At 60.3% G+C, this 13,297-nt stretch carries 13 protein-coding genes; 8 read left to right on the top strand and 5 right to left on the bottom strand.

The genetic code is table 11. From position 1 onward, the window contains the following. Window positions 1-5 precede the first annotated feature (5 nt). Complete coding sequence (locus tag MCRY_RS09680) at window positions 6-227, top strand: DUF2842 domain-containing protein (protein WP_085629293.1); 222 nt, start codon at window positions 6-8, stop codon at window positions 225-227. A gap of 73 nt (window positions 228-300) precedes the next feature. On the opposite strand, the gene MCRY_RS09685 is transcribed toward MCRY_RS09680, so the two are convergent. After that, a complete protein-coding gene (locus tag MCRY_RS09685; RefSeq protein ID WP_138488095.1) occupies window positions 301-2,715 on the bottom strand; it encodes a prolipoprotein diacylglyceryl transferase in 2,415 nt (804 codons plus the stop codon). 139 nt (window positions 2,716-2,854) lie between these two features. Between MCRY_RS09685 and MCRY_RS09690 the strand changes: the two genes are divergently transcribed. Further along, window positions 2,855-3,538: a thiamine diphosphokinase gene (locus MCRY_RS09690; protein WP_085629295.1), complete on the top strand. Its 684-nt coding sequence runs from the start codon at window positions 2,855-2,857 to the stop codon at window positions 3,536-3,538. Here the strand turns inward: MCRY_RS09690 and MCRY_RS09695 are convergent. The 3 genes from MCRY_RS09695 to MCRY_RS09705 form a co-directional block, all read right to left on the bottom strand. Next, complete coding sequence (locus tag MCRY_RS09695) at window positions 3,462-4,406, bottom strand: DMT family transporter (protein WP_085629296.1); 945 nt, start codon at window positions 4,404-4,406, stop codon at window positions 3,462-3,464. The genes MCRY_RS09690 and MCRY_RS09695 overlap by 77 nt on opposite strands. A gap of 99 nt (window positions 4,407-4,505) precedes the next feature. Beyond that, window positions 4,506-5,879 (bottom strand): L-serine ammonia-lyase, encoded by a 1,374-nt coding sequence (locus MCRY_RS09700; protein WP_085629297.1) that lies wholly within the window; start codon window positions 5,877-5,879, stop codon window positions 4,506-4,508. Between the two features lie 2 nt (window positions 5,880-5,881). After that, window positions 5,882-6,577 carry a glutathione S-transferase family protein gene (locus MCRY_RS09705; RefSeq protein ID WP_085629298.1) on the bottom strand — a complete coding sequence of 232 codons (696 nt, stop codon included), beginning with the start codon at window positions 6,575-6,577 and terminating at the stop codon, window positions 5,882-5,884. Window positions 6,578-6,734: 157 nt separating this feature from the next. Here MCRY_RS09705 and MCRY_RS22855 point away from each other — a divergent pair, with 157 nt between their 5' ends. Both MCRY_RS22855 and rpiA read left to right on the top strand, forming a co-directional pair. After that, window positions 6,735-6,911: a hypothetical protein gene (locus MCRY_RS22855; protein WP_171046150.1), complete on the top strand. Its 177-nt coding sequence runs from the start codon at window positions 6,735-6,737 to the stop codon at window positions 6,909-6,911. Between the two features lie 147 nt (window positions 6,912-7,058). Beyond that, a complete protein-coding gene (gene rpiA, locus MCRY_RS09715; RefSeq protein WP_085629448.1) occupies window positions 7,059-7,841 on the top strand; it encodes a ribose-5-phosphate isomerase RpiA in 783 nt (260 codons plus the stop codon). Between the two features lie 17 nt (window positions 7,842-7,858). Here the strand turns inward: rpiA and MCRY_RS09720 are convergent, their stop codons facing one another. Next, on the bottom strand, window positions 7,859-9,142 hold the full coding sequence (locus MCRY_RS09720; protein ID WP_085629300.1) for a tetratricopeptide repeat protein: 1,284 nt from the start codon (window positions 9,140-9,142) through the stop codon (window positions 7,859-7,861). Window positions 9,143-9,281: 139 nt separating this feature from the next. Here MCRY_RS09720 and gorA point away from each other — a divergent pair, with 139 nt between their 5' ends. From gorA to MCRY_RS09740, 4 genes are all read left to right on the top strand, one after another. Further along, complete coding sequence (gene gorA / locus MCRY_RS09725; protein ID WP_085629301.1) at window positions 9,282-10,721, top strand: glutathione-disulfide reductase; 1,440 nt, start codon at window positions 9,282-9,284, stop codon at window positions 10,719-10,721. A 71-nt stretch (window positions 10,722-10,792) separates the two neighbouring features. Beyond that, window positions 10,793-11,968: an FtsH protease activity modulator HflK gene (gene hflK, locus MCRY_RS09730; protein ID WP_085629302.1), complete on the top strand. Its 1,176-nt coding sequence runs from the start codon at window positions 10,793-10,795 to the stop codon at window positions 11,966-11,968. Next, the gene (hflC, locus tag MCRY_RS09735; RefSeq protein WP_085629303.1) at window positions 11,968-13,002 is read left to right on the top strand and encodes a protease modulator HflC; all 1,035 of its coding nucleotides are present in this window, start codon (window positions 11,968-11,970) and stop codon (window positions 13,000-13,002) included. Before hflK ends, hflC begins: the two co-directional genes overlap by 1 nt. Continuing rightward, window positions 12,999-13,190: a DUF2065 domain-containing protein gene (locus MCRY_RS09740; protein WP_085629304.1), complete on the top strand. Its 192-nt coding sequence runs from the start codon at window positions 12,999-13,001 to the stop codon at window positions 13,188-13,190. The genes hflC and MCRY_RS09740 overlap by 4 nt, the downstream gene beginning before the upstream one ends. Window positions 13,191-13,297: the final 107 nt, after the last annotated feature.

Below are 13,297 nucleotides of genomic sequence, written 5' to 3' on the forward strand. Positions count from 1 at the left end.
CGCGGATGGCGCTGAGCTACAAGGCCCGGAAACGGTGGGCGCTGGTGATCCTGCTGGTAGGAATGCCCGCCTATGTGATCGCCTGTGTGACGGTGCTCAACTTGCTGGAACGGCCGTCCTTCCTTGTGGAGCTTCTGGTCTATGTCGTGCTGGGAATCCTCTGGGCGGTGCCGTTCAAGTTCGTGTTCAAAGGGATTGGCCAGCCTGATCCCGACGCCAAGGACTAGGTATTTTAGGTGCCGCAATGAAAAAAGGCCGGACGTGACTGTCCGACCTTTTTCATCTGTGGTGTGATCTGGATCAGCCGGCGGCACGCGCATCGGGCTTGAAGCCGATGCTGTCGGAGGCGGCAAACCGGCCCCCGCCTTTTTTCTCGATCTTGCCGTCACGTAGAAGCTGACCAAAGCTGCGCAGACGTTCTTCGCGCGAGCTGGCTTCGCCTTCTGCCTGAAGCAGTTTGGTCATCAGTTGCGGACGCGAGAACTGGTCGCGGCCTTCGACAAAGGACATATACGCAGCTGCCGCTTCGAGCAGTTCGGGCAGTGTGTGCGCGCCTTGATTTTCGGCGAATTCGGCAAATCCCTCGTCAGTACCTGCCCCCATGTCCGCAGCCTCGACCGGTTCGACATTGCGCATCACGCGGCGGGGGCGGATGGGGGCTGCGTCTGTTTCGGCCTCGACGTCGATCCGCTGTTCCGCAACCAGTTTGAGCGGCGCAGGGCGCACAGGTGCCGGGCGGGCAGAGCGCGTTTCGGTGACCTTGGGACGGCGCGGACGCACCGCATCGGCCAAGTCTTCGCGATAGGGTTCTTCTTCGTCGACGGTCTTTTTGCCAAAGCCCAGAATGCGGTCTGCCTTTGTCGCGACGACGGCGGCGCGCAAATGCGCAATCGCACTGCGGCGGCGGTTGCCTTCGGGCTCTTCCATCTCGGTGTCGGTCTTGTCGACCAAGCGTTCGACAGATCCGGCGTCTTCCTCGATCGAGGTGTCTGTCAGCATCGCGCGCGCCGGGCTGGTCAGCTTGACGGCCTTGCGGATATTGGCGCTTGCGGATTCTTCCTCGGCTTCCGTCAGGAACTGGGTGTCATCGTCGTCGTCATCATCGTCGAAATCCCAATCTTCGTCTTCGTCGATTTCGGCATGCAGGTCGGCCAGCTCACGGGCCAGCTCTGCCTCTTGCTCGGGGGTCAGAGAACTGTCTTCGAGGCCGGGGATGGGCCGGACCGCCGCGATCGGGGCGTCGTCATCCTCGTCTTCGTCTTCGTCGTCGTATTCTTCCAGACGGCCCGCAGCAAGCGCGGCTTCGACATCGGCCCGCTTGGCCTTGGCGACATGCGCAACGAACGGCTTGGGTGCGTCGTCTTGGTCGTCGGTATCGTCAACAGCGGCCACGGCGTCTTCAAGCACCAGCGGAGCGTTGTCATCATCGTCGTCCTCATCTTCGTCGTCGAAGGTGAGCGTGTCGTTCTCGTCTTCCTCGGTGCGGAAAAGGGCGTCGTCTTCGTCGTCGCCAAGACCGTCTTCATCCTCGAGGCTCATCACCGGATCGAGGTCGTCTGCGGTTTCGACGGGTTTGTGTTCCGTGGGGGCCTCTGACTGCGCTGCGGCTGCGGCTTCAAGTGCCGCGATCTTGGCGCGAAGGATCTCGAGTTCGCTTGGCGTGTCATGGGCGACCGGGGCGATCACGTCCTCGAAATCATTTTCGTCGTCATCCGACATCTCGGGCAGAAGGCCATCTTCTTCGTCTTCCGCCTCCATGTCGAGCTGGTCAGAGACAACCGCCGCAATGGTGTCGGTGAAGAGGTTGTCGTCCAGTGCCGAGACCTCGGTGGGGTCGATAGCATCGTTTTCTTCGATGCCGTCGCCATCCGGCCCGGACATGGCGTGTTCGTCTTCAATGTATTCCGGGGTCGCTTGCGCCTTTGAGGCAACGACGGCGCGGATGCGTTGCAGCTTTTCGGCCACGCTGTCGGTTACGACCGGCGTCTCTGTGGCCTCTTGCGCTGCGTACGCGTCGGCTTCGGCGCGACGCTCGGCCTTTTCGCCTTGTTCGGCGATCAGGTCTTCGATGCTTGTCTCTGCACCCGTGGTTTCGTCGGCATCAAGGATGTCATCGGCGCTGAATGCGTCGTCTTCCTCGATTTCGATCGACAGGTCCGTGAAATCGGTGACCACATCCTCTGACACGTCCTCAAGCGCGTCTTCGGCGACATCCTCTGACGTGTCGGGCTGACCCTCTGCCGTGTCGGACAGGTCAAGATCGGACAGATCGATGTCGGACAGGTCAACATCAGTGGGCGCGATCTCTGAAACCTCATACGGGTCTGCAATCGCGGCGTCGGCTTCTGCCGATTGGGCCGCGACAGCCAGTGCAGTGGCAGCCACTCCAGCTGTCGCGTCCTCTTTGGCTGCGTCCCTCGATTGTTCCGGCGCGACATCCCCATGCGGCGTCTCGGCGTCTTCAGAGGCACGCAGAACCAGATTACCTTTCTCAAAGCGGGCTTCGACACGGCGCGCGATCTCACGCTCTGCGATCCGGGCCAGCATTTCTGCATCCGGTGTTGGTGGTTCGGCACCAAAATATCGGTCATTCTGGGCAAGATCGCGGAAATACTCCGCAATCGCCTTCATCGTGTCGAAGGAGTTGTCGAATCCTTCGAGCGTACATGAAAAAGTCCCGTAGGATACCGTGAGTATCTTGTTTGAACTCACCATAATATCACCCGCTTTCCAAACTTCTGCGATGGTCTTGCTAACATGTTTACCAAGACTAAAGCGCATCGAATCTGTGCCCGTTACGGTATCATTTCATGTCCTGATTGTGATCTGTTTCGCCTTTCGTCATTAATCAGCCATGAACGATCCAATTGTTTTCTCGCAGGAACCAGTCCTGCTTGTCGGTGGCGCGCATGGCGACAATGCGCAGCTTATGTCTGTATTGGACGAGGTGAAGACGGTGGTCGCTGCCGACAGCGGGGCAGACTGGCTGCGCAAAGTCGGGCGGCTTCCGGATGCGTTGATCGGGGACCTTGATTCGGTGTCTGCCGCCACGCGTGCCGCGATCCCGCCAGAGGCGGTACATCTTATCACAGAGCAGGACAGCACAGATTTCGACAAGGCGATCCGGTTCATCGCAGCGCCTCTTGTGCTGGGCATCGGGTTCCTTGGGGGGCAGGTCGATCACCTGCTGGCCGCCATGACGGTCATGGCGCGCTATCCGGACCGGGCGATTGTCCTGATCGGCGAACAGGATGTGGTGGCGCATCTGCCCGCCCGCATTGACCTGCCGCTGCCTGCAGGCACCCGTGTGTCGCTTTATCCTATGCGACCCGTGATGGGTGCCTCCACTGGCCTGAAGTGGCCGATTGACGGGTTAGAGCTGTCACCGGGTGGGCGCGTCGGGACATCGAACCGGGCAGATGGCCATGTCACACTGACCGTGCAGTCGCCGGGATTGCTGATCATTCTGCCGGTGTCTGAACGGTCCGTTCTGCAACAGGCACTGGTTCAGGCTGGCGGCTCATGGCCTGCTCTCTGAACACGATATACAGTCCCGAGGCCATCACGATCAGAATGCCCACCGATGCCATCGTGTTGGGCAAATCGCCGAACACCGCAAAGCCGATGATGGTTGCGATGGGGATCTCAAGATACTGCATCGGCGCCAAGGTGGTGGACGGTGCATAGCGCAGCGACCATGTCATGAGCAGATGCGCAAGCGTGCCGGATAGACCAATGGCCACCAGAAGCGTCCATGTGCTGGAGGGCAAAAGACTGTCCCATGCAAGGATCGGTGCGACCGTGTCGGGAACCAGAAACAGGATCGGCGCCATCAGAGCAAGTGCGATCACACCGGACACGGCCTGCAGACCGATGGGATCGGTCTCCTTGGCGATCTTGCGAGTGACCAGCATGAACAGGGCAAAGTTGACCGCAACCCCCATCGGCAACAGCGCGGGCCAACCCACCTCTTGGAACGAGGGCTGAATGACCAGAAGGGTGCCCAGAAATCCGACCGCACAGGCAATCATGCGGCGCATCCCGACCTCTTCTCCCAGAACATAGTGCCCCAGCAGAAGCATCATGAACGGCATCACGAAGGCGATGGCGATGGCATCGGCCAGCGGCAGGTAATAGAGCGCAGACACCATCATGCCGATCCCAACGATATGCATCAGTGTACGCAGAACGGTCAGGACAAGCACCCGCTGCGACATCCGCCAGACGCGGCCCGTCACGGCAATGATCGGGATAAGCACCACAGCCTGAACGCCGAAGCGGACGAGAAGCAACTGTCCAAGCGCCACTTTGTTCGACAGGATCTTTGCTATCGCGTCCCCCATCGGGGCGACAACGCAGAAACCCAGCATGAGCGCGATTCCAAGGGTGGGGCGGTCTTGTGTCATGCCGAACGCTACCCTTGGTTGAGTTGACCTGTCAACGCTCTCCTTTGACTGGGTAAATCACAGCTGGAACGCGCCCGTTTTCAGGGAATTCTGCATGGTTTAGCAGTTTGGAATGTTGACCGCCAACCCACCCAACGAGGTTTCCTTGTACTTCTCATGCATGTCCGCACCGGTCTGGCGCATGGTCTCAATCGCCGAATCAAGCGGGACGAAATGGGTGCCGTCGCCACGCAAGGCGAGGCTGGCCGCGCTGACCGCCTTGATCGCCCCCAACCCGTTGCGTTCGATGCAGGGCACCTGCACCAGCCCCTTGACCGGATCGCAGGTCATCCCGAGGTGATGTTCCAGCGCAATCTCGGCGGCGTTTTCGATCTGCATGGGCGTGCCGCCCAGCACAGCGCAGAGCCCTGCGGCGGCCATTGCGCTGGCGCTGCCCACTTCGGCCTGACACCCGGCTTCGGCACCGCTGATCGACGCATTGAATTTGACCAGTCCCCCAATAGCGGCGGCGGTCAGCAGAAACTCGGGCACACGGCTGGATGTCGCGCCCGGCACATGGTCGAGGTAGTAGCGGATCGTGGCGGGCACCACCCCGGCGGCCCCATTGGTCGGTGCGGTCACAACCTGACCCCCGGCTGCGTTTTCCTCGTTCACCGCCATGGCGTAGACGCTCATCCAGTCGTTGATCGTGTGCGGCGCCGTCAGGTTCATGCCGCGTTCGGCAAGCAGTTTCTCGTGGATGCCCTTGGCGCGGCGTTTGACGTTCAGCCCGCCGGGCAGGATGCCGTCATTCTCAAGACCGCGGTCGATGCAATCGTTCATCACCTGCCAAAGTCGGCGCATGCCAGCATCAAGATCGGTGACGGACCTGCGGGCCAGTTCATTGGCGCGTTTCATCTCTGCGATGCTAAGACCAGAGATGGCGGCCATCTCCAGCATCTCGGCTGCGGATTTGAACGGGTAGGACACAGGCGTTCCGTCGTCCGTATCTTTGCCTGCGTCCAGTTCAGCCTGGGTCATCACGAACCCGCCGCCGATGGAATAGTAGGTCTCTTGCAGGATCACGTCACCTTGCGGGTCAGTCGCGCTCAGGATCATGCCATTGGCGTGGCCGGGCAGATTGGGGCCAAAATCGAAATTCAGATCGGTTTCGGGGTCGAACCGCAGTGCGGGCAACCCGTCCGGTGTGACGGTCTTGGTTTCCTTGATTTGGGCCAGTGTAGCATCCGCCTTGTCACGGTCGTAGCTTTCGGGAACAAACCCGGCGAGGCCAAGAATGGTGGCGCGGTCGGTTGCATGTCCGACCCCGGTAAAGGCCAGCGAGCCATGCAGGGACGCTTTGACGCCCGCCACGGAAAACGGTGCTTTGCGCAACCGGTCAAGAAACCGCGCAGCGGCGACCATCGGACCCATCGTGTGGGACGAGGACGGGCCGATCCCGACCTTGAACATGTCGAAGACAGACAGAAACATGGTTAAAGCGCGCTCCCTTCAGGTGGCGTTGCTGGTTGCGGATTGGAAAAAGGGGATGGCCCCAACCCTTCGGCCGTGGCCGCAGCCCGCACACTGTCGCGCGCCTCGATCCGTTGAGCAAGGGCATGCAAGTTGGGCCAGAGTGACACGTCGAACCAGCTTCGATCCGCGTCGACCGGATAAAGCGCAGGCCAACGCAGCAAGACCGCAAGGTAAAGGTCGCAGATGGTCAGCGCTTTGTTCGCCGGGGCGTATTGACTGTTCAACAGGTCGAAATGCGTGGCCAGCGACGTCTGCACCTGCTGGCGTGCCACGGCCTGTTGCCTTGGGTCGGGTCCAGCGATCAGCGCCGGGTAGAACAATGTGCGCATCTCGGCATGCACGGTGTTTGACAGGTAGAACACCCAGCTGAGAAACGGTCCGCGCGCTGGATCGGACAGATCAGGCGACAGGGTAACGACTTCCCGGTGACGATCGGCCAGCCAAAGGCAGATCGCAGCTGTTTCAAAAACCGGACCATGGGGCGTTTCCAAAGCGGGGATACGGCCCACCGGGTTCATGCGTTTGTACGTGGCCCCGTGCTGTGCCGATCGGCTGCGATCCACCAGCGCCGTGCGGTAAGGCAGGCGCATTTCTTCCAGCACCAGTCGCACGACCAGCGAGGCGTTGTCAGGGGCGTAGTGCAACACGTAGCTCATGTCGCGGGTGTAGCGCGAAGCGTGTCGCGTCGAGGATGCGAAAGCGGCGCGTGGCAGCGAAAAAGCGATGTGCTTAACCCTGTCTTTACCGATGTTGGCCAGAGTGTTGGCACATATGCTGCAAGGGATCGGCAGACATGATGCGAAAGGGATGCTGATGACAACCTATCTGAACCGACTTGCGTGGTTTGCCGCTTTGCTTACCATCATCGCTTGGGCCTTTGTGCCGCGCGCGGCGATGGCCTATCCGGTGATGTTTCCATCGGTGCCTGCCGTGGACACACTGCCCTTACCGCCGGTTCCGTCGACCAATACCCCCGACCGCGAGGGGTAGGCTGCACAGGTCTTGTGGATCGCAAGACACGGGCACAGGACAATGTCACGCGACGGATTCGAAGAATTCGGTCTCGCCCCGCGCGATGTGACGTCCTATAAGGTGGACAAACCTGTAAGGTGCACAAACCTGCCCAAGGAGCCGCCCATGCCCGGAGAGTTGTCGCCCATCGACAAGGCCAAATTCGTCGCTGCAAAACGCGCGGCGGACATGGTCGAGGACGGTATGCGCGTCGGTCTGGGCACCGGTTCGACAGCGGCTTGGCTTGTTCGTCATCTGGGTGACCGGGTCCGCGACGAAGGTCTGCGGATCAAGGGCGTGCCGACCTCGGCCCGCACTGCACAGCTGGCACGTCAAGTCGGGATTGAAGTGATCACGCTGGACGAGGCGGGCACGCTCAACATCACCATCGACGGCGCAGACGAATTCGACCGCGATCTTAACCTGATCAAGGGCGGCGGCGGTGCGCTGCTGCATGAAAAGATCGTGGCGGCAGCCAGCGAAGAAGTCGTTGTCATTGCCGATGCCGCCAAGGAAGTGGGCACGCTTGGTGCGTTCCCATTGCCGATTGAGGTGATCCCGTTTGGCTGGACCACAACCCAGATGCTGGTGGAAGAACTGCTGGTCGCGGCTGATGTGATGGGTCGCCGGATCACCCTACGCATGAACGCGGGCAAGCCCTTTCTCACGGATGAGGGCAACCACATCCTCGATCTGCACCTCAGCCGGATCGGCAATGCGCGACAACTGGCGATGGCGCTGAACCAGATGCCTGGCGTTGTCGAGAACGGACTGTTTGTCGATCTCTGCGACAAGGTCATCATCGGTTACAGCGATGGCCGTGTCGAAACCCGTGATATCAATGAGGGCACGGTCAGCGAAGATCGCATCGACCTCGTGGAGAACGACAACCTCTTTTCCGACATCTGATCGCGGTTGCCTAAGCGTCAGTGAACAGACAACCCATGCACAGATTGTGTGCCAACCAATGCAGGCCGACGCAGGGCAAGCAGGTGCTTGGCTTCCCCGTCCTTGCCCTGTTTCAGCAACGCGGCCAGCAGGGCGAATTCCAGTAGATCGCGCTGGGCGCGACTACCACCAAGGCGCGCATGATCGCCCATCGCGCCAATCAACAACGACGTCGCTTCGGCCCAGTTCTGCTGTGCCAGCGCGCGAAACGCTTCTGCCAAAGGTGTCACCACATCGCCCGTGCTTGGGTTGGGCGCAGCGATGATCTGCATCAGCGCGTCCCCATCCCCGGCCATGGCATGCGCGAGCGCGGCATGGATGTCGATAAATCCGATCCCGGTCTTTGGGAAAAAGCGCTGCGCGTAGACGCTGATTTCATGCCAACGGTCCTGTGGCACCTCAACCCCGGCAAGCTCCGCACGAAACAGCAAGGACGCCGCATCGGTCAGCACATTGATCGGCATGCTCTGCGACACATCTGGCCGAATGTCGGTCTCAAGCCGGTGCCACATCGTTTGCGTGTCGCCCTGTTCCAGTGCCCAAAGGGCGGCGTGCCACGACAGGTGACCATGCAGATATCCCGCCCGGTCATAGGGTTCGAGCCATTCAGTGAGGTACGACACCCCAAGGTCGATATCGCCGGTTTCATAGTAAATGTGGCTGCGCACATGCGCACCATTCGCGTTGCGTGGGTTCAGCGCAAGTGACCGTTCGATGTAATGATCCGCCGCGTCAAGATTGCCGGTTTCGCAGAGCGCAAACGCATACTGGCTTAGGCACCACCAATCCTCGCCGTAATGCGGCAGCAGCTTGGCCATGTAAGCCAGCGTTTCCGCCTCGCGCCCCGGCTTGCCGGAAAAACCGATCAGCCCGAACACCGAAGAACAGGTCTGCGCCAGCAGCGCATCACGCGGATGATTGTCCACGTGAGCGCGGATGGCTGGGTAAGCCTGTGCGGTCTTGCCTGACAGCAGCAGGTCAAACGCCGCGATATGGCTGGCCTCGCGCTCAGAGCGCGGACCTTTCGCGTCCCGTGCAGCAGCCATCGCCACCTTGGCCTCTGGCAGTCTGTTTTCATATTGCAGACCGCGGGCCAGACCGACATGGGCCAGCGCAAAGTCTGGATCATGGTTGATGGCATTCTGGAATGCGTCCGAAATGCCTGGCTGCCCCGCCAAAAGCAGGTCGGTCGCGGCTATGTAGTGATCGCGGGCGGCGTCCGACCCTGTCGAGATCGTGTTGCCATACCTGTCCTGTTTCATCGCCAACCCCCAGTTCCAAGGCAGCTTAGGCGGAAAACCCGAATCCGGCAACGTAGGCGTGACGATGTGTGAGCATCCCTCTCTGGCCTTCCCCGTCGCCATGTGAAATATCTTTGCGCGCAATCAGAAGGAGCCGACCATGAGCACATTCGACTACGATCTTTTTGTGATTGGTGGCGGTTCCGGCGGTGTGCGTGCGGCACGTGTCGCGGCGGGCGAGGCGGGGGCCAAGGTCGCACTGGCCGAAGAAGACCGCTATGGCGGCACCTGCGTGATCAGGGGGTGTGTGCCCAAGAAGCTGATGGTGTTCGCCAGCGGTTACGGCGGCATGGTGGAAGAGGCCACGCATTACGGTTGGGATATGCTCAACCGGGGCTTTGACTGGCAGACCTTCTCTGGCCATCTCAACAATGAGCTGGATCGGCTGGAAGGGGTATATCGCAAACTCCTCGCTGGGTCTGGTGTAACCACCTATGATGCCCGCGCGCGCCTGAAAGACCCGCACACCGTCGAACTGTCGACGGGCGAAACCTTTACCGCCAAACATATTCTCGTCGCGACAGGTGGGCGTCCGGTCCGCCCGGACATGCCGAACGCGCATCTGGGGATCGTGTCGGACGACATTTTCCACCTCGAAAACTTGCCGAAATCCATTCTTATCATCGGCGGCGGCTACATCGCTTGCGAATTCGCCTGCATCCTTGCCGGATTGGGCGTGGACGTGACGCAATATTACCGTGGTGCGCAAATCCTGCGCGGCTTTGACGACGAGGCGCGCGGCCTGATTGCGGAATCAATGCGCGAACTGGGCGTTGATCTGCACACCGGCACCAACATCGTCGAAATGGACTGTTATCGCGAAGGGGATGACGACGGCATGGATGCGCCTGTCGAGGCGACACAATACGCCATGCCCGTCAAGGATGCGCCGCAAGAGGGGCCGCTCAAGGTGAAATCCACCAACGGCCATATCAAGGTGTTCGATCAGGTGCTTTTCGCAACCGGGCGTCGCCCCAACAGCGACGATATGGGTCTTGAAGAGATCGGTGTGACGCTGGGCCGTGGCGGTGCCATTGAGGTGGATGAGTACAGCCAGACCAAGGTGCCTTCGGTCTACGCCATCGGCGATGTGACCGACCGCGTGAACCTGACGCCTGTGGCGATCCGCGAAGGCATGGCCTTTGTCGAAACCGTGTTCAACGGCAACCCGACCAAGGTGGATCACGACCTGATCCCGTCTGCGGTCTTCACCCAGCCAGAGCTTGGCACAGTTGGTCTGACCGAAGAACAGGCCCGCGACCAAGAACCGATCGAGGTGTATTGCGCGTCGTTCCGACCGATGCAGTCAGCCTTTGCCGACAAACCCGGCCGGGTGTTGATGAAGCTGATCGTCAGTCAGGAAACCCGCAAGGTTCTGGGCTGTCACATCGTCGCGCCTGGCGCGGGCGAAATGATCCAGTTGGCGGGCATTGCGGTGAAGATGGGCGCTACAAAAGAGGATTTCGACCGCACGGTCGCAGTCCACCCGACCATGTCCGAAGAGATCGTCACAATGCGCAAACCGATGCGCACGGCTTGAATTTCCAAGCTTTGCCCACAGGTAAGAACGTGACATGAAAGACCGAATGTTCCGAGAGGGGAAAAGACCAGATGGCAGGTAACAGTGGCGGCCCGTGGGGTGGCGGCGGTAACAACGGTGGAGACCGTGGCGACGATCGCCCGCGCGGTGGCAACAATGGGGGTGGGCGTCGTCCGGGCGATGGCAACCAACCACAGATACCCGAGATCGACGAATTGATGAAAAAGGGCCAGGAACGGCTGCGCGTCCTTATGGGCGGTCGCGGCGGCAATGGTGGCACAAACGGCTCTGGCGGCGGTGACGGAGGCGACGGCTTCAAGCTGACGCGTGGAACCGTTGGGCTTGCCGCGCTGGGCGCGATTGCGCTTTGGGCGTTCAGCAGCTTTTACACCGTGCGCCCGGAAGAACAGTCAGTCGAGCTGTTCCTTGGTGAGTATTACTCGACCGGGAACCCCGGTCTGAACTTTGCGCCGTGGCCCCTTGTGACCGCAGAAGTCGTCAATGTGACGTCTGAACGTACCGAGAATATCGGTGGCGGTCGCGGTGCCGGGGGTGATGGCCTCATGCTGACCACGGACGCAAATATCGTGGATATCGACTTCCAGGTCGTTTGGAACATCAATGATCCGGCCAAGCTTCTGTTCAACCTGCGCGACCCGCAGGTGACGGTACAGGCGGTGTCCGAAGCGGTGATGCGCGAAATTATCGCCGCCACGAACCTTGCGCCGATCTTGAACCGGGATCGTGGTCTGATCGCAGACACCGCCCGCGAGAACATTCAGGCGACGCTGGATGAATACGAAAGCGGGATCACCATCGTACGTGTGAACCTTGATACCGCCGACCCGCCCAGCGAAGTGATCGACGCCTTCCGCGAAGTTCAGGCCGCAGAACAGGAACGCGACCGCTTGCAGCGTCAGGCCGACGCCTACGCCAACCGCGTTCTCGCCGAAGCGCGTGGCTCGGCCGCCCAGATTCTCGAAGAGGCCGAAGGCTACCGGGCACGTGTTGTGAACGAAGCCATCGGTGAGGCAAGCCGCTTTATCGCCGTGGCGCAAGAATTCAATCAAGCGCCCGAAGTCACGCAGCGTCGCCTCTATCTTGAGACAATCGAACGGACCTTAGGGGATATGGACAAAATTCTGCTCGACGAAGCCGGGAGCTCAGGCGGACAGGGCGTCTTGCCATATCTGCCGATCAATGAATTGCGCCGTTCCGGGCAATCCACCACTGGAGGGTCGAACTGATGCGTAAATCTGCTTTCCTCCTGCCGATTGGCGTTCTTGCGCTCGTCGGTGTTCTGTCGTCGCTTTTTATCGTCGATGAACGCGAAAAAGCGCTGGTCCTGCAATTCGGCCAGATCAAAAAGGTCGTCGAAGAGCCGGGTCTCAACTTCAAGCTTCCGATCATCCAAGAGGTCGTGCGCTATGACGGCCGGATTCTGTCGCTCGACACGGACACGATCGAAGTCACCCCGTCGGACGACCGTCGTTTGGTCGTCGACGCCTTCACCCGCTACCGGATTGCGGATGTGGTCCAGTTCCGTCAGGCCGTCGGTATTGGTGGCACACGTGTTGCCGAAGACCGCCTGTCCTCGGTTCTGAACGCTCAAATCCGAGAAGTTCTGGGTGCGGATCAGGTGACGTCTGACACCATCCTGTCCCCGGCACGACGCGATCTGGCGTTGCGTATTCGAGATCAGGCGCGCACCAGCGCGGCGGGCCTCGGGCTCGAGATCGTGGACGTGCGTCTCAAGCAGACCAACTTGCCGGAACAGAACTTGTCCGCAACATTTGCTCGGATGCGCGCCGAACGTGAACGCGAGGCTGCCGACGAAATCGCCCGCGGTAACGAAGCCGCGCAGCGTGTGCGTGCTGCTGCTGACCGTACGGTGGTAGAGACGGTGTCGAACGCCGAGCGGGAGGCAAGCATCACACAGGGTGAGGCCGACGCCGAACGGAACCGGATTTATGCCGAAGCCTATGGCAGCAACCCGGATTTCTTTGCGTTTTACCGGTCACTGGCCGCAATGGAGCAGTCGCTGAACAAAGATACGTCGACCCTCGTGTTTTCACCGGACAGCCAATTCCTCGGCCAGATGTTCGGTGCGATCCGTGCCGACGGTCTGGGACAGATCGCCGTACAGGAGTTCGACATCGAAAGCCTGCGCGAAATGGCCCCTGAGGCGACGATTTCGCCCAACCTGCCCGAAGCTGAACGTGAGCGGCTTGAACAGCAGTTGGAAGAACAGGCTGCACCCCTCGAGGATGCGACCAATTGATCGAGACTGTAATCCAAGGGATTGCACTTGTGCTGATCATCGAGGGGCTGGCCTATGCGCTGGCCCCTTCGCTTATCGAACGCATGCTCGAGGCGATGCGCGACATGCCGCTTGATATGCGCCGCCTGATCGGCGTGTCCGCAATCGCCGCAGGCATCACCATGTTGTGGATATTGCAGGCGTTTTGAACCGCCCTGCGCTTTCTGGCTCCGTCACGATCAAGTCACATAAGCTTGAACCATCGCTTTCCTGTTTGCGTGTTGCGTCCGCGCACCTACATTAAAAGCATAACAGG

Origin of the sequence: Marivita cryptomonadis (assembly GCF_002115725.1) — a bacterium.
Classification (GTDB): domain Bacteria; phylum Pseudomonadota; class Alphaproteobacteria; order Rhodobacterales; family Rhodobacteraceae; genus Marivita; species Marivita cryptomonadis.